Source organism: Bacillus sp. FSL W7-1085 (assembly GCF_038595035.1).
Classification (GTDB): Bacteria; Bacillota; Bacilli; order Bacillales; family Bacillaceae; genus Bacillus; species Bacillus altitudinis.
In genome coordinates this window covers 409,026-425,986 of record NZ_CP152000.1, presented here as the reverse complement: position 1 = coordinate 425,986, position 16,961 = coordinate 409,026, and the positions used below count along the sequence as shown (strand labels likewise).

10 protein-coding genes are annotated in these 16,961 nt (G+C 42.5%); 6 read left to right on the top strand and 4 right to left on the bottom strand.

From position 1 onward, the window contains the following. Positions 1-269 precede the first annotated feature (269 nt). Entirely contained in the window at positions 270-914 is a 645-nt protein-coding gene (locus MKY11_RS02040) for a YitT family protein (protein WP_007498187.1), read from the top strand. Positions 915-999: 85 nt separating this feature from the next. Next, positions 1,000-1,590, top strand: coding sequence for a hypothetical protein (locus MKY11_RS02035; RefSeq protein WP_041508242.1), 591 nt, complete (start codon positions 1,000-1,002; stop codon positions 1,588-1,590). 25 nt (positions 1,591-1,615) lie between these two features. Here the strand turns inward: MKY11_RS02035 and MKY11_RS02030 are convergent, their stop codons facing one another. Further along, positions 1,616-2,476, bottom strand: coding sequence for an AraC family transcriptional regulator (locus MKY11_RS02030; RefSeq protein WP_342501786.1), 861 nt, complete (start codon positions 2,474-2,476; stop codon positions 1,616-1,618). A gap of 143 nt (positions 2,477-2,619) precedes the next feature. On the opposite strand from MKY11_RS02030, the gene MKY11_RS02025 reads away from it, so the two are divergent. After that, positions 2,620-3,321 carry a 4'-phosphopantetheinyl transferase superfamily protein gene (locus tag MKY11_RS02025; protein ID WP_035704395.1) on the top strand — a complete coding sequence of 234 codons (702 nt, stop codon included), beginning with the start codon at positions 2,620-2,622 and terminating at the stop codon, positions 3,319-3,321. Here MKY11_RS02025 and MKY11_RS02020 read toward each other — a convergent pair. Continuing rightward, positions 3,308-4,645, bottom strand: coding sequence for a PLP-dependent aminotransferase family protein (locus MKY11_RS02020; RefSeq protein ID WP_342501785.1), 1,338 nt, complete (start codon positions 4,643-4,645; stop codon positions 3,308-3,310). The two genes, MKY11_RS02025 and MKY11_RS02020, sit on opposite strands and share 14 nt — an antisense overlap. Positions 4,646-4,776: 131 nt before the next feature. Between MKY11_RS02020 and MKY11_RS02015 the strand changes: the two genes are divergently transcribed. The 3 genes from MKY11_RS02015 (at position 4,777) to MKY11_RS02005 (ending at position 7,932) form a co-directional block, all read left to right on the top strand. Continuing rightward, the gene (locus tag MKY11_RS02015) at positions 4,777-5,703 is read left to right on the top strand and encodes a DMT family transporter (RefSeq protein ID WP_060811887.1); all 927 of its coding nucleotides are present in this window, start codon (positions 4,777-4,779) and stop codon (positions 5,701-5,703) included. 193 nt (positions 5,704-5,896) lie between these two features. Further along, on the top strand, positions 5,897-7,231 hold the full coding sequence (locus MKY11_RS02010) for a hypothetical protein (protein WP_249855975.1): 1,335 nt from the start codon (positions 5,897-5,899) through the stop codon (positions 7,229-7,231). Positions 7,232-7,239: 8 nt separating this feature from the next. Beyond that, positions 7,240-7,932 (top strand): ABC transporter ATP-binding protein, encoded by a 693-nt coding sequence (locus MKY11_RS02005; RefSeq protein ID WP_212361711.1) that lies wholly within the window; start codon positions 7,240-7,242, stop codon positions 7,930-7,932. A 79-nt stretch (positions 7,933-8,011) separates the two neighbouring features. Here MKY11_RS02005 and MKY11_RS02000 read toward each other — a convergent pair whose 3' ends face one another. Together MKY11_RS02000 and MKY11_RS01995 are read right to left on the bottom strand one after the other, a co-directional pair. Beyond that, entirely contained in the window at positions 8,012-8,752 is a 741-nt protein-coding gene (locus MKY11_RS02000) for an alpha/beta fold hydrolase (RefSeq protein WP_138278091.1), read from the bottom strand. A gap of 6 nt (positions 8,753-8,758) precedes the next feature. Continuing rightward, entirely contained in the window at positions 8,759-16,957 is an 8,199-nt protein-coding gene (locus tag MKY11_RS01995; RefSeq protein ID WP_342501784.1) for an amino acid adenylation domain-containing protein, read from the bottom strand. Positions 16,958-16,961: the final 4 nt, after the last annotated feature.

Below are 16,961 nucleotides of genomic sequence, written 5' to 3'. Positions count from 1 at the left end.
TCTTAAATATTCTTTAATTGGATAAAGGTTGTTTTTTTGTCATTTTATATTGAATTTTTTTCTTATTTTCATAAAAATTGTTAATTATTGGTTCACTTTGTTAAAAAAAACAAGGCAAAAGTCTTGCTCCAAAATTTGATGTTTTCTGCTCTTTTTATGGAAAAAATTCTTTTTGTCGAGTAAGCGATTACAATGGAGCAAAGCCATTTAAAGGTGCGTGCGAGTATGTTACGATTGAAATCGAGTGTTTAAGAAAGAAGGGAAAGCTTTTGAAGCGGGAACATCTTTTACGTTGGTTTTTTTATTTTGTTGGATTGATTGTACTTGCTTTTGGACTATCGCTGACAGTGAAGGGAAAGATCCTTGGCATTGGTCCGTGGGACGCTTTTCATTATGGACTGTTTCAGCATTTTGGTTTAACCATTGGACAATGGTCGATCATTATTGGTGCACTCATTGTGACACTGACATCTGTTTTCACGAAATCTTTTCCAAAGATCGGCGCCCTTCTCAATATGGTGCTGATTGGCGTGTTTATTGATTTCTTTAATGCAGTATTACCTGCACCACATGGGTATTTACCTGCTTTATATGTATTTATTACGGGCGTGATTGTGTCTGGGTATGGCGTTGGCATTTATGTCTCAGCTAATCTTGGCGCCGGGCCAAGGGATTCATTAATGCTGCTCATCTCAGCAAAAACAGGGCTGAACGTACAGTGGGTTCGAAATGGTATTGAGTTAACCGTGCTTCTATTTGCATGGATGCTCGGCGGCCCGATTGGCATTGGAACGATTCTGACGGCCATCTTTACTGGACTCGTCCTTCGCTTTTCATTGCCACAATCGACACGGCTCTTGCAGCTGCTCATTACAAAAACAGCGGAGAAACCTGTTCAAACCCTTACCCGATAAGAACAAGCCATTCTACTAAAAGAATGGCTTGTTTTGTGCTAAACTAAATAGACGAAATATTCTTAAAACAGGAGATGATCCTCTGATGCAGCTTTTCCATTATCATTACTGGACACCATTTGTTGAGGAGACGGAGCAGGCGTACACTTCATTAGGCTTTGAAGTAAAGGGTCGTTTCGCAAAGGAAGGTTCCTTTCCTCCTCCGCAGACATGGGATGATTTTAGAGAGAAGAAGCCCTCTTTCCGAATCATTGAGATGAGAAAGGGACAGATCAATATCACATTTGGTTATAGTAAGAAAGTCCTTTTTGATCACATCGGCTTTCTAGTGACTGATGATGAATATGATCAGCTGCTGGTACAAGCGCAAAAGAGAAACTGGGCAATCCAGACCGGGGAGCGAAGAACGTTTCTTTCTACACCGATGCGCTTAAGGCTTGAATTGCAGCGGCGGACAGATGTGATTGAAACTGGTGAAGAAGCAATTGCCGAGATGACGATCGCAGTACCTGATTTGACTCATACACCTGCGGTCGATCAGTTGCTGGACGGTTTGACACAACCTATTCATTGGAAAAAAGGAGAACGTCTCTCTTTACTTGAAGTGAAGATGATGGATTCTCATGGGATGAATACGACCGATCCAAACGGTGTTCACGTCCTCAAACAAGGATAAAAAGCAGCGAGATACGCTGCCTTTTTTATGATTGTTTACGGATTGGAATCCAAATCAATGTCACATGATCTGGAGAATGTATCTCTCCATCTAAAGGGTACGTTTCCATCTCCATTCCCCCAGCATGCTCATATCCTGAGGCAGGAAACCATTCTGTGAAAATGCGTGTCCATGTTGAATGCACAGCGGTTTCGACAGGCCCCTTTGCCTGAAATACAGCCCACGTACTGGCCGGAATCTGCTCGACTGTCATGGTCGAATCTGGTTCTTCCTCACCTTGCTCAATCCCAATGATATAGTCAAATGTTTCAAGCGTTTCATCAAAATGCGCACATACACCGATATATCCGAGTTCTCCAGCTGCATGAGCCAGTGAATCCGTCCATCCTTCTTGATTGACACGCTTCCAAAAGTCGGGAATATCCTGTTTGTTTTGGCTATTCTTTGTTGTTGTCTTTAGTCTTCTGCCCATGATTGAAAATGAATCCTTTTCCACAATACGATAATGCATCGGTTCGACTCCTTTTATTTGAAGTTCGAAGGAGAGACGAGGGTAGGCTTTCACTGTATACTTGCCTGTTTTCACTGCTGCCGGTGTATATCCGTGATGCCGCTTGAAGGCTTTCGCAAACGACTCTGGGGTTTCATAGCCATACTTCACCGCCGCATTAATGACTTTCACTTGCTTGGTCATGAATTCTTCTGCCGCAAGGGTTAATCGTCTTTTGCGAATATATTCTGCTACTGCAATTCCTGTCAGCATATGGAATAGCCGCTGATAATGAAATTTAGACATACAGGCGGCCTCTGCCACTTCTTCGATCTGCAAAGGCTGATCCAGCCTCTCTTCCATATAATTGATACTATCCATGATCAAGTGAATCATTTTTCCCTCTCCTTCCTTTTCCACTATATCGAGAACCGCCCGCACCTTCCTGTCATTTTGTGCTTTCATTGAACAGGATGTCTGTTTCTCTTTTGCAGAGGTTCATCCAATGGTACAATAAATGTAAAAAATTGAGGTCCTTTATGAAGATTTTCGCTATTCAATTACAACCTTTAGATGATAGAAATGCACGAAAACAAATAGAACAGCTGAAGCCTTTTGTATCACTTGAAAAACGCGCCGCCGCTGAGCGCTTTCGTTTTTTGATCGATGCAAGAAGAACGCTTTTAGGTGAGGTACTGATTCGTCACATCATTCATGAGATGTACGCACTGCCTATGGAACAGATCATTTTTGAAACAGAAGGGAATGGAAAGCCTGTTGTCCGGCAAATTCCTTCTTTTCATTTTAATCTTTCTCACTCTGGTGATTGGGTCGTGGGCGCAGTAGATGATGCGCCTGTTGGCATTGATATTGAAGAGATTAAACCGATTGATTTAGCCATTGCCAAACGATTTTTTTCAGCTGACGAATATCAAGATTTACTCTCACAGCCGGCAGAACGGCAGGAAGCCTATTTCTTTCATTTATGGTCCATGAAGGAGGCTTTTATCAAGCTGACAGGGAAGGGAATATCCTATGGTCTTTCATCCTTTACCGCTCGCTTGTCAGAGGATGGACAGGCTACTTTGAGATTACCTGATCACGAAGCCCCTTGCGTTGTCCAAACATATTCGCTTGATCCTGCCTACCAAATGGCGGTTTGTACAAGAAAACCTGCTGCGGCTGAGCACGTCGATATACTCACTTGTGAGAACATGCTATCTCGCCTTAATAACGTGTGATTTGTTGAAGTGATGACTTTAGCAAATCGACGCCTCGTGCGATTTCCTCTTCTTTTACATGCCAAATGTTCAGCTGAAGTATAGGCTCCTTTTGATAAGTAGAAATGAAATGGCGGTCGATCGGCTGAACCATCACAGAAGCCTTTTTTAGCTGCTGAATGAGCTGATTCATCGGAATGGACCGGTCGACACGAACGTGGGTATGGGTAGCTGGCTCCTCTTCCCCCAGCTCATAAGCGCCTTGATCATTTTTCAAACAGGCCACAAGTTGTTTGGATCGAGCTCTATAGGTCGCCTGCATCCTTTCTCTATGACGCTCAAACATCCCGCTTTTCAAATAAATTTCTAAAGCAGCCTGCGAGAGCATCGAGCTGTCGATATCAATAAGCCGTTTATGTTCACTAAAGGGGCCAATCAGCTCGTTTGGTAAGACGACAGCACCTGTTCTAAGCCCCGGAAAAATGATTTTTGAGAAGCTTTTTAAATAAATGACTTTCCCCGCCTGATCATATGAATAGATCGGGTCTCTTTTTGTATCGAATTCTAAATCAGCCAAATAATCGTCTTCAACGATGTAGACATCATATGCTTCGGCAAGGGCTGCAATCGCTATTTTTTCTTGTTTCGACAGACTCGTTCCAAGCGGGTTTTGAAATCTTGGCATCGTATAGAAAAAGCGAATATCACCCTCTCGGAAGATACGCTCCAATTCCTGAAGGTCGAGTCCGTTTTCCGTCCGCTGAATCCCCCGGACAGGTAGCTGGTTTTTCTCTAAGTATTGGAGGAATAGGTGATAGCCTGGCTGTTCGACCAATATGGTCTGTTTTCCATTCGGAAACGGGATGGTGCTTAAAATCGATAAAGCCAGCTGAATACCAGAAGTCATGACGATCTGTTCTGGAGAGGCAAACACTTGATAATCCGTTAAACGCTTTGAAATGATTGGCAGTAAAGATGGTAATCCATTGGTGGTGCCATAAATAAATAAATCATTTTGATACAGATCAATCGCTTGATTGATGCAGTGCTGAAAATCGACATATGGAAACACAATGGGATCAGGCGCTGAGGAAGCAAAATCAATCCATGTGCTGCCCTTCTTAACGGCTGACTGATTGGTTTTCACGACAAAATAGCCACTTCTTTCTACAGAGTACAGCAAGTGTTCACGCTCTAATGTGTCTAGTGCTTTTATGACAGTGCTTTTGCTCACAGCATATTGAGCCGCTAAGTGACGAATGGATGGAATTTTCATTCCAGCATTGTATTCACCGCTCTCGATTTTGTTTTTTATATTCAACACAAGCTGATCATATTTCCTCACAGTACTACCCTCCTTGTACCGGTACAGATATCAATAACTCTTATTGTACACTTTACTTGATCCGTTTACGATAAAAAGACAGAACCGGTCAATTCAACTGAAGCATGCATGCTCTTGTAAGGAGAATTCTGATGGATATGTCAAAACAAAAAGCGTATGCTGCTTCGATCGCATACGCCTGTATTATTGGTTTTTCATTCTTGTTTGTCAAAGTGGCCTTAGCATCAGCGAATCCAATTGATGTATTAGCACACCGATTTACTGTTTCTTTCGCAGCCGCTCTTTTGTTATTTCCATTTTTACGAAAAAAGTACCGTTTTTCCATTCAATGGCGTGATCTCATTTACATTGTGCCATTTTCCTTGCTTTATCCTGTGTTGTTTTTTGCATTTCAAGTGTGGGGGCTGATGTTTACCTCTTCATCAGAGGCCGGCATTATTCAGGCGACCATCCCTATTTTGACAATGGTGCTTGCAGCATGGTGTTTAAAGGAACGCCCTACCTCGATCCAGGTGCTGTTTACCATTCTTTCTGTGTCCGGGGTGATGCTCCTCTTTGTGGTGAAGGGAATTGATGTGAAACATTCTCATCTCATTGGTTATGTGCTGATCTTACTTTCAGCCTTATCATCCAGTGCCTATAGCGTATTTGCCAGGGTGATGACACGGCGATTCCATGTCATTGAACTGACTTTCGTGATGACATTCTTTGGATTTGTCTTCTTTAATGCTGCTGCTCTCATTCGGCACTCGGTAAATGCTACACTACCGCAGTTTTTTAGTCCGTTTACGCAGCCATCCTTTGTATGGTCTATGCTCTTTTTAGGCATTCTCTCTTCACTGCTCACAGCGTATTTATCAAACTATGCTCTTTCCCACCTTGAAGCAGCAAAGGTGAGTATCTTTAACAATCTTTCTGCTTTCATTACCATTGCCGCTGGCGTGCTTATTTTACATGAAACGATTGATATGGTTCACCTCATCGGGGCTGTGCTCGTCATTGGCGGAGTGATTGGCGGGAATGTGGTGAGGAAGGGGAATTCAACACAGAAGAACTAGACAAAACTAACAACAAAACCATTTATTGTCTTGTATTTTTTTGTATAATAAGGAGGGAGAACCTTTCCTTATTATACAAACTAAAATGGACGTGTTATGAGTGCATATATTTATAGTATATACAAAGATATTGATCCTCAACGAGTTAAGAGGCTATCAACGTAACAGACCTTATTTATATGTGTTATTTGTGATGAACTACATACTAGCACCACTCTTCCTAGGTGGACTGCTTGCGTTTTTTATCAAAAACGTATCAATCATCTACATCTCATTTTTCATTTTTTTAACAACGATTCACCTTGATAAAAGTCTTATGCGAATCTTATTTTCTTCAGATAAAAAACAAATGGCCATCCTGAAATTGAATATGGATCAATATATTTTTGGGAAAGATATGAGTAAATTTTTCGGTGTCATGATTGGTTTTATATGCTTTTTTTTAGGTTCTTTCTGCATGATTTTAAACACACATGCTTTGTATCATTCTTTTATTCTTGGAGCCTTAGGCATTAGCTCGTTATTATTCGGATATTTACTTAGATTGAACTTATTATTACTTCTTACTAGACCTAGATTCTTTTCAATCACACCCATGATTCAATACATCACCACTGGGATCATTGCTTCTTGGATGTTTTTTGTTTTTAAATTCGAATTATTTTCTATTCCTTTTTCTAACCAATTGGTGCTTACGCTTGCTGCTTTGATCTTTCTTACTTGTCTTATTTTGTTAATCAATTGGAAAAAGAACCTTAGATATACGCCTATCTTCCATTCAGATGAGAAGGATAGAAATCATCAAAACACAACATCAAGATCTTTCGATCATATTTTATTTTTTGAAATCACCCTTCTTTTGAGAAACCCTCCAATACAATGGTCGGTTTTACTATTTATATTAACAATATCTGGTGGTCTATTTACTCTCATTCTGTATGGTGTTCATACAAACCAAATCGAAACACTGAATATAGAAAATGATTTTTTGTTTATCTTTAGTGTGATATTCCCTATGATTTTTATTTCTAACGCCCTTCAATCTTATGTCTCTTTTGATGTTGATGGTCCCATTATTCCTTTAAAACATAGGTTACCTCACTTTATAAAGAACAAAATAAACTCTAAGTTGATATTATCCGTTTTATTACATATGTTTTTTTGTATTGTATATGCTATCTTTTCTACTTTTACAATAAATGTAGATCACCCCTTTTATGTGATATTTACTTTGTTAGTTAGTAGCGTTTTAATAGGCGTATGCACAGTTGGTTCTACTGTTCTATTTCCTTATTTTAAATGGGAGTATGTGTATCAAGTTCCTAGCACACTGAGCAAATTAACATTAAACCTTTGCTTCAGTTTCATTTTAGGCTTATCCGTTATGTCCTCATATAACCTAGCCTCTTTTATTGCGGCAAATACGATCATGATTGTTTGTACAGTGATCATCATCGTCATCATGTTTTTATTTTGGGATAAAACGATTAACAAAAACTGCAAATCAGTTAAAACATTATTCGAGTGAGGGATTGTATGCTTTCAATTCATGATCTAATCAAGGAATATACAGAGTCCAACTTCAAAATATCAATTCATGAATTACATTTTCATAAAGGCTCAATTGTTGGATTATTAGGCAAAAATGGTGCTGGAAAAACAACCATTCTTGAAATAATCGCGGGGTTGATCACACCAGATAAAGGTGAATTGATCATACAAAAGGATATAGCAAATGGTTTTTCAACTGTCGGTTACATGGAAGATGATCCAACACTTTTTGAAAACTTAACATGCTTCGAATTGATTAAATATCAATCCATGTTAGTTGAACAACCGTTAAATAAAAAACAGATTCAACATTTATTAGAAAAATATGGGCTTGAAAAACAAGCCCATATTCGCTCTTCTTCTCTATCCCGAGGGATGAGGCAGAGAATTTCTTTTATATTAACCACCTTACACAATCCAGCTATTATCTTATTAGATGAACCATTTACCGGTCTAGACCCAGCAAATATGACACTTATGAAAAGACATCTAAGAGAATTTAAGGCTCAAAATAAAACGATCATTCTTTCTACACACATCCTGCAATTTGCCGCTAACTTATGTGACGAGATCCTTTTTATAAATGAAGGACAAATCGTTCATTCAGAAAAAAAACCTTCCGAAGAAATATTTGATGAAGGTCAGCTTGAAAAAAGATTCTTTGAAACGTTATCCTAAATAGCAGTTTCTCTGCGTTTAAAATGATATTCAGCTATAGAAAACAACGGCCCTCGTTTGACGGGGCCGTTGTTTTCTTTTATTGGCTGATGAATTGCCTTTTTGTTGTCTGCTCAATGACATGCCTCATATGTTCTGCGAACTGCTCGAGGTGTGTGTTGATATACATGTGGCCTCCTTCGAAATCAGTGCGTTCGATGGCATTTGCCCATGTTAGCCAGCCGTCTGCGTCTTCCATGCATTTCTTATCTTGCTTTCCGTTCAATAAATAAACGGGTGATTGAATGATTGTTTTGTCTGTGTGCTGGAAGGATTCTAATGCTTGATAGTCGGCACGTAAGGATGGTGTAAAGTAATCCATCATTGGCTTGTTCTCTAACAATTCTTTTGGAATTCCGCCCATTTCAGCAATATGCTGAACAAATGCTTCATTCGATAAATGGGTCAATATTTGTCTTTTTGTTTGCGGCGGCTGAATGGCAGAAATGACAACTGCTGCCGGATCGATGCCTTCCCTTTCTAGCAACTGAGTCAGCCTGTACACCACAAGTCCGCCCATGGAATGTCCGAACAAAATAAATGGACGGTTTAATTTGCCTGTCAGTCCTTCTTTATACAATTCAGCCAGCCGGTCAATGCTTGTTTCAAGCGGCATGAGGTTCGTTCCATGACCCGGAGGCTCTGCTGCTGTCACTTCGGCCGTGTCCTTCAGCTGTTCAAAGAGCGGACGGTAAGAGGCGGAATATCCGCCTGCAAAAGGAAAACAAATAAGCTGAATGAGATCTGATTTTTTTTCAAAGGTTTTAAATAATTGGTTCATACGTCCTTACCCCTTTACGATCGTTTCAAGAATCTGCGCAAGTTGATCTGCCTGCGGTCTTTTCATCATGGTCACGTGGTCGCCTTTTATTTGATAATACGAGCACGTTTCTCTCGTGTAAGCTTCCCAATCGGCAAATTTTTTCTGGAAATCTGTGGCGTGATCGCTGCTTTGTATAATATAAAACGGCACAGAGAATGGGTCTTTTTCTAATTCAATGGCTTGTGACATGATGGTATTATGAGTCTGCATTTGCAAGTATTTATCTAAATAGTGATCATTCATAAATTGATGAACGACTTCATCCTTTTCTGCTTCTTTGAGGATTTTCTGCTTCACTTCTTGGAAGCTGAGCCCTTGTAATGCTTCTGGTTTGATGCCGACGAGGTTCCCCATACCTAGGACGAGGGCCAGCATTTTCACTTCTTCTTCGTTCATATCGGCATGAAGCGCTTGATCTGCCTCATCTCTTAATACCGGAACCGTATCTAAAATGATCAATCCTTTTGGCGCTTTTCCTGCATGACAGAGTCTCTGATTCATTCCGTAAGCAAGATGTCCGCCCATGGAATGCCCTGCCAAATAATCAATGCCTGGTCGATAGAATGTCTCAATGGCTTCAATAAAAATGGTGACAAGCTCTGTATAATGAAGGAATTGTGGTTCTTCATCCTCATACAAGCCTGGAGACTGCAAGGCGTAAACAGCTCCTTCATGTGTCATGAGCTTGGCCACATCGATATACCCCATCACCGTTCCACCAGCAGGCGGTGCAAAGAAAATTCTCGGTTCAGCCGGATCCCCTTTTTTCAACTCGATCACATAGTCTTTCGGCGCTCTTTCGACAGGCTCGCCTGTTTCTGGCACTGTGTCCAAATATGCCGCTAACTGCGCTGGCGCTGGGTGCATGAAAATCCATTTCGGATCAACACGGACACCTTTTTCTTTTAATTTGGCAACGGCTTGAATACTCATAATGGAATCTCCGCCTAAATCAAAGAATGAATCATGAATTCCTACTCGTTTGACACCAAGCACTTCACTGAAAGCTGTCACAATCAGCTGCTGGGTTTCTGTTGCCGGTTGATCGTCTTCATGTGAGGAAGAGACTGCGTCTGTCGGCTCCGGCAATGCTTTTTGATCGACCTTCCCATTTGTTGTGACAGGAATTGCGTCAAGTACGATAAAGTAACTTGGAATCATATAGCCTGGCAGGCTTTCCTGTAAAAATGCTTTCCATCCAGGAACAGGCTCTCCCCCATCTGTGACAAGGTAGGCTGCCAGCCGTTTTGAGCTGCCGTACGTTTTAGCAATGACGGTACATTCTTTTACTTGTGGGTGTTTGAGCAGAGCTGTCTCAATTTCTCCACATTCAATTCGGTAGCCTCTAATTTTGACCAAGTTGTCTTTTCGGCCAAGGTATTCAATACTACCATCAGACCGCCATTTCCCTAGGTCACCGGAACGATACAGTTTGTCCCCTTTTAATGCCGGGAATGGATTGTCAATAAACCGCTCCTGCGTACGCTCTGGGTCATGCAAATATCCCTTCGCCAGCCCTGTTCCACCGATATAGATTTCTCCTTTGACGCCTGTTGGTACTGGATTGAGATGATCATCTAGTATGACAACCGTTGAGTTGGCGACTGGCACACCGATTGGCACTGATCTTGCATCCTCGGGTACGTGTGTGACTTGATAAGTGGTCGCTAATGTTGTGTTTTCTGTTGGACCGTAAGCATTGATCAGCACACCCTTCATATGTGGCAATGCCTTTCGTGCATGCTCACTAGACATGGCTTCTCCGCCAACGAGTAATGTACGGTATCCAGCCACACTTTTTGGATCATGCTCAATCAGCCGGTTGAATAATGCAGTTGGCAAACAGTTGGCTGTGACTTGATGCGTTTTGATTAAACGAGTTAATTCGTCCATATTCAGAGCAGCATATTTCGGGATTAGAACCAGCTGACCGCCATTGAGCAACATTCCCCATAATTCAAAGGTAAAGGCATCAAATGCATAGTTAGACAGCTGAAGCATTTTATCTTCTGAACCAAGCTCAATATAGTTTGTTTCTTTCACTAAGCGGACCACTCCTGCATGAGGAAGCATCACGCCTTTTGGTGTGCCTGTTGAGCCTGAAGTGTAGTTAACATAGGCAAGCTGGTCTTCTCCTACAATCGATTTTTCCCTTTGATACACTGCGCCTGTTTCTGGTAATGGCTTGTCCATTTCAATCTTTGTGCCGCTCAGATCGTCTAAACGATTAATCAGATGCGACTGGGTTAAGATGATATCGCTTTGTGTATCGCGAACGATCAGACCGATGCGGGCATCTGGATACTCAGGTGACATCGGTACATAAGCAGCACCCGACTTGACGATCCCTAGAACTGAGACCATCATGTCAAACGAACGATCAAACAGCATCGGGACAAGTGAACCTGGTCCAACGCCCTTTGACTGTAAATAGGCAGCCAGTTTTGTCGCCTTCTCGTCTAAATCTTGATATGTCATATGCTCTTCCATATAGGATACAGCAATCCGGTGCGGGTCACGCTGCACTTGTTCTTCAAATAATTCTTGCAGCGTACGCTTTGGATAAGGCGTGTCAGTCTGATTTTTCCCTATGATCATGGCATTCTGTTCTGTTTTGTCCATGACGCAAAAGTCAGCAAATGTCCGTTCAGGCTGAGCCGTCATGCCATCTAACAGATTGAGATAATAATTCATCATACGGTGGATCGTTTCTTGCTCAAATAAATCCGTATTATATTCCACATGGATAGACAGCTTGTCCTCCTGCTCAAATACATGCAAGGTGAGATCAAATTTAGAGATGGTATGATGGACCATCACTTGTTCCGATGTCAGTCCTTTTAGGTTGATATCCAGCGAATCAGTGACATACCCCATGGCGACTTGGAAGATCGGTGAACGACTTAGGTCTCTATCAATTGAAAGGTCATCTACAAGCTTGTCGAATGGATAATGCTGATGCTCAAAGGCTTTTAACGTCATTTCTTTCACCTTTTCCAGTAAATCGGCAAAGGTATCGGCTTTTGAAACGTCCTGTCTCAGCGCCAACGTATTGACAAACATGCCGACGAGCTTCTCTGATTGTTCGACATCACGGCCAGCGATCGGCGATCCAACAATGACATCTGTTTGTCCAGACAACTTGTGAAGCAGGACATAATAGGCTGACAACATCGTCATAAATAGTGTTGTCCCCTGCTGCCTCGACAAGGCATGTAAACGACGAACAAGCGGTTCATCTATCACAATTTGCTCTGTAGCCCCATTAAATGTTTGAACCGGCGGACGAGGACGGTCAAACGGGAGCTCTAATACCGGCAACTCTCCTTGTAACGTTTCTAGCCAATAGCTCTGAGCCTCATGGTGGTTCTTTAATTGCTCATTCTCCCAATGAACATAATCGGTCCATTCAATCTCAAGTGCAGGTAGCTCAGGCGTTTTCTCTGATAATAGCGCACCATACACGACTTCTAATTCTTGAATAAGCAGGCTGAGCGACCATGCATCGGAAATGATATGATGCTGCGCACAAAGCAAGTAATATTCCTCTTTCCCTATATCAACAATTGTCCATTGTGCAAGCGGTCCCCGTTCTAAGTCATAGATGCGGTTCGCCTCTTGCTGAATCAGCTGTTCCAATCTTCTCGCTCTTGTTTTTTCATTAAATAATGAGAAATTCGCAACGATTACTGATGGCGGAAGATCTTCACGGATGACTTGAACCGGCTTGCCGCCAATGGTTTGAAATGTTGCGCGCAGTGCTTCATGACGTTTTGTTAAGAGACCGATCGACTTTGTTAACGTTTGGATGTGTAATTGGCCCATCAGCTTCCAAGCACCTAATATATTGTAATGATGGCTCTTTTCTAATGTAGATAAGAACCAAATCCGCTGCTGAGCGTGTGACAGTTCATAGCTTGTTCGTTTTTCCAGCTTTGGAATGCTGGCTTCCTGAATAGCTGGTGCTCCATTGATGTCATCGACCATTTGTGCCAAGTGTGCCAGATTCTTGCTTTCAAATAATATTTTTAGCGGTGCCTTTATTGAAAACTCATGATTAATACGAGAAATCGTTTGAGTGGCCTTTAATGAATGTCCACCAAGGTCAAAGAATTGATCCTCTTTGTACACACGATCGACTTCTAAAATATCCTCCCAGATGGCCGCAAGCACCTGCTCTGTCTTCGTTTCTGGCAATTGCTTTTCAAACGGCTGTGCGTGTTTGTGATGGAACTGTTTGAGGGCTTCATGATCAATAGAGCCATCTTGTTTTTTCGGTATATCTTCCACTTGCCTGATGTCCCATTTCCCCTCTATGATGTCTGTGATCTTGTCAGCATCCACTTCTTTGCCTGATTGCACCGTATAGTACAGTTTCTTTTCAAAATGCGGGATTGGTGCTGGTTGAAGATGTTCAGCGATTTCTTGATTCGCCCCATCTAGGCCGATAAATAGATGCGCTTCATTCAGCCGAACACCTAGACATAATGAATGGAGTCCTTGTTTTTTTCCAATCAATTGAAAGCCCTTGCGAACGGTTAGCGCAGCCCCAGTATGTCCCTTAGACAAACCAAGATTATCCCACATGCTGAAATTCAACGAAATCGCTCTTCTTCCCTCATGATAGGTAAGAGCATGTGCGAGTCCATCTAAAAAGCTGTTCGCCGCAGAATATGCGCCAAATGTGGTGCCGCCAAAAAAGCCATTCACTGATCCAAAAAAGACGAGTGGAACTGACGGGTCATGCTTGAAAGCTTCCTGCAGCACCCAAGCACCATCTGCCTTCCCTGAAAGTTCTTTGACGAAATCTTCTTCTGTTGTATGAGCCAGTGTGTACGTATCCACATGCTGAAAGTGCTCAGATACATTGCCAGCACCGGCTAAATGAAGCGCTCCTCGGATCGACTGTCCGAAATGCTTTTCTGCTTCATAAATCGCCCGCTCGACGTCACATAAATTCGTCACATCGGCTTGTACATAAAGAACGTCTCCCATATCTTTAAGTTGTGAGAATGACGCCTCTTTTTCTCTGTCTTCTTCAAGGGATGTCCGTCCAATTAACACGAGCTTCAAGCCAAATTGGAGCATTTGCTTAGACAGTTCAAATCCAATACCGCCAAGCCCGCCAGTCAGCAAGTACAAGCCTTCATATTCTAAAAACCCTTCTGTCTGAGGTGCCGTCATCATATTCACTTTTTCCAGCTTTGGTACGAGGCGCTGGCCATGCCGGTAAGACACTTCTGCTTTCAAATGAATCGCACCTAGTTCATCCGTAATATGCTTGGCATCCTGTTCCACATTCTCCGCTTCAATATCAAGGTGAGACACTTCTGCCCCTTCCCATTCTTGCGGGATGGTTTTTAATAATCCGGCAAGAGACGTTTTCTCCACATGAAGCTCATCTTGCGGTTTTACAAATTGACCACCTTTTGTGACAACAACGAGACGCATCGGCTCTTTATTTGCTTGTCTCAATGCTTGATACAAATACAAAATGGATTGGCTAGTGCTTGCATTCAGTTCTTTGAACTGCGCAGGGCTCGCAATCATCTCCTTGTCTGATACATTCCACAAGTGGAGCATACGGTCAATTTTTAATTCATCGGCTTCAAGCGCCGCCACAAGCCTGACGTAATCCCCCTTGATTCGAGGGTTCATCTGATACATCCCTTTTGACAGGCGTAAAAATTCATAACCCTTTTTCACAGAAACATAAGGCAGGTTCATTTGTTCAAATTGTGTATAAAGCGATTGATAAAGCCCTTTTTCATCCTCAAATACGAGTACATGATCAGTGGATACTGGCTGGGATGGACCGATATTCTCTTTTACCCAAATACGTTTAAAGAACCAATCTGGGAGGGTTTGTTCATTTTCCGAAGCAAGATCAAGTGCACGTTCAATGTCATGAAATACCCCATCTTTCAGTGCCGCACCTAGTTGGGCACGTTGGATTTTTCCGCTTTCTGTTTTCGGAAATTGGTCTTTTTTCACCGGAATGATATGGTCAGGTTCGATTCCCATTTTGCGAATGATGCTCTCTCTAATCTGCTGAATCATTGTGATTTGATCCTCTATCGAATCCTTCTGCGTGACAAAAAAGACGGCGAGTGTGTCATTACTTGATTCGGGATTGTAAATGCCGTACGCAGCGGCAAAGGTGACTTCAACCCCCTCAACTTCTTCCACAACGGCTTCAATTTCGTAATTCAAATAGTTCGCTCCGTTGATGACGATGATATCCTTTTCTCGTCCTGTGAGGACAAGGCGCCCTTCATGAATAAATCCTAAATCTCCTGTATGAAACCAGCCGTTTTCCGCAAATACTTCTTCATTGGCTTCCTCATTTTGATAGTAGCCCATCATAATCGTTGGACTCTTCACCTGCAAGCGGCCGACTTGATCTTCTGGCAGCACTTGGTGATGCTCGTCTACAATCCGAATCCATACAGAAGGGATTGGTGCACCGACTTCTGTAAAAGTCATCTTGTGCGGATGATCGTGCGTCACATACTGAATCTCACTTGTTAATGTGGTCTGATCAATGGTCAGTTGTCCACCCTGATCATCATGACGCATGAATTCTTTTGACTGGACAATGGCTGATGATGTTTCTGACATGCCATAAGCCGGCACCATCGCATGGCGGCTTAATCCGTTCTCACCCATGATGTGCATGAAACGCTGCGTCACTTTAGGAACAACTGCTTCGGCGGCGTTCATGATATAGGTCAAGGTGGAGAGATCCCAGCTCCCTTTGCGAATGTCGTCTTCATATTCATTCATCATCGCAAAGGCAAAGTTTGGCGCCCACGTCCTTGTGACACCGTATCTTTCTACCCAATCCAGCCACACCATCGGCCGTTCGATAAATTGATCAATGGATGGACTAATTTGCTGGCAGCCGAGGTAGACATCATGGACATGAAACATGACAATGCCCCCTACATGATCAAGCGGCATCCAGTTCATTGATACATCCTCATGCGTGAAACCATTTGCCTGCTCAAAGGAAATGATTCTAGATAAAATGCTTTGATGGTTGTGCCGGATACACTTTGGCACACCCGTACTTCCTGAGGACAGCAGCTGAAGCACAGGCTCATCCGGCTCTGGTTCATAATGCTGTTCATCTGGGTCACAGGCAAGTAATGTTTCGATTGTTAAAATCGGAATCGCTTTTGCTTCAAACGTTTCTCGCAGCCCTGCAATGTCCTCAGCACTCGCTTCATTTGTAATAATGAATGGCTCATTTTGAAGCTGAAATACGCCCTTGAGCTTGTTCACACCTTGATTCATTTCATCATACACAGGTGGTACAGAGACTGGGGTTGGAATGATTCCACCGAGAATACAGCCCCAGAATACTGTGATAAAATCTTGATGATCTTTCAATTGAAGCAGCACTTGATCGCCGTTTGAAAGTCCGGCTGCCCTTAATCCAGATAGGACACGTTCCGCTCCTGTGAGTAATTCCGGGTAAGTCTGGATCGCTTCATGACCGCCTTCTTTGAGATACGTGACTCCGCGATTTGGTGACATAAAGGCGGCTCGGATCAATACCTCTGTCAATGTGACTGGTGTACCTGGTTTTCTGATCACATCACCTCCATAAACAAGAGCTGGTGGTTTTTCTTGTACGGAGGATTGTATGGTTTGACTGACTTCATCTTTTGAAAACGATTCGTTTCCATTTGTACGCTGTCTATCTGGGAAGAGGTCATCTAAATGATAGGGTGTTTGTTTTTCTGTCTGACTCTCTATCAAAACGGCTGCTTCCTCTACTCCATCTATGGCTTTCGTGCGTTCTTCTATCTTTCTTCGTTCCTCTTCATCTAGTACATCAATGGCAAGCAGCGCCTCGGTATCGACCGCTCCACTTTCTTTTCGCGGCAAGGAAGGGACGAGGACGAGTGCGGCTGGCACTTCATCAGGATGAAGCGGGCCTTTCATCATATCCTCTCTTGTCAACGAAGGGTCCTTCGCCTGTGCAAACAGCACAAGCGATAGGCCTCCTTCTTGATTTTTCTTCGGGATGAGCGCACATTCCTTTAGTGGAAAGTGAAGCATGAAGACTTTCTCTAATGCTTTGAGATCGATTCGTTTTCCATTGATCCTGACAATATGATTTGCTGCATTTCCTTTTCGTCTACTAACTAGCATTCTT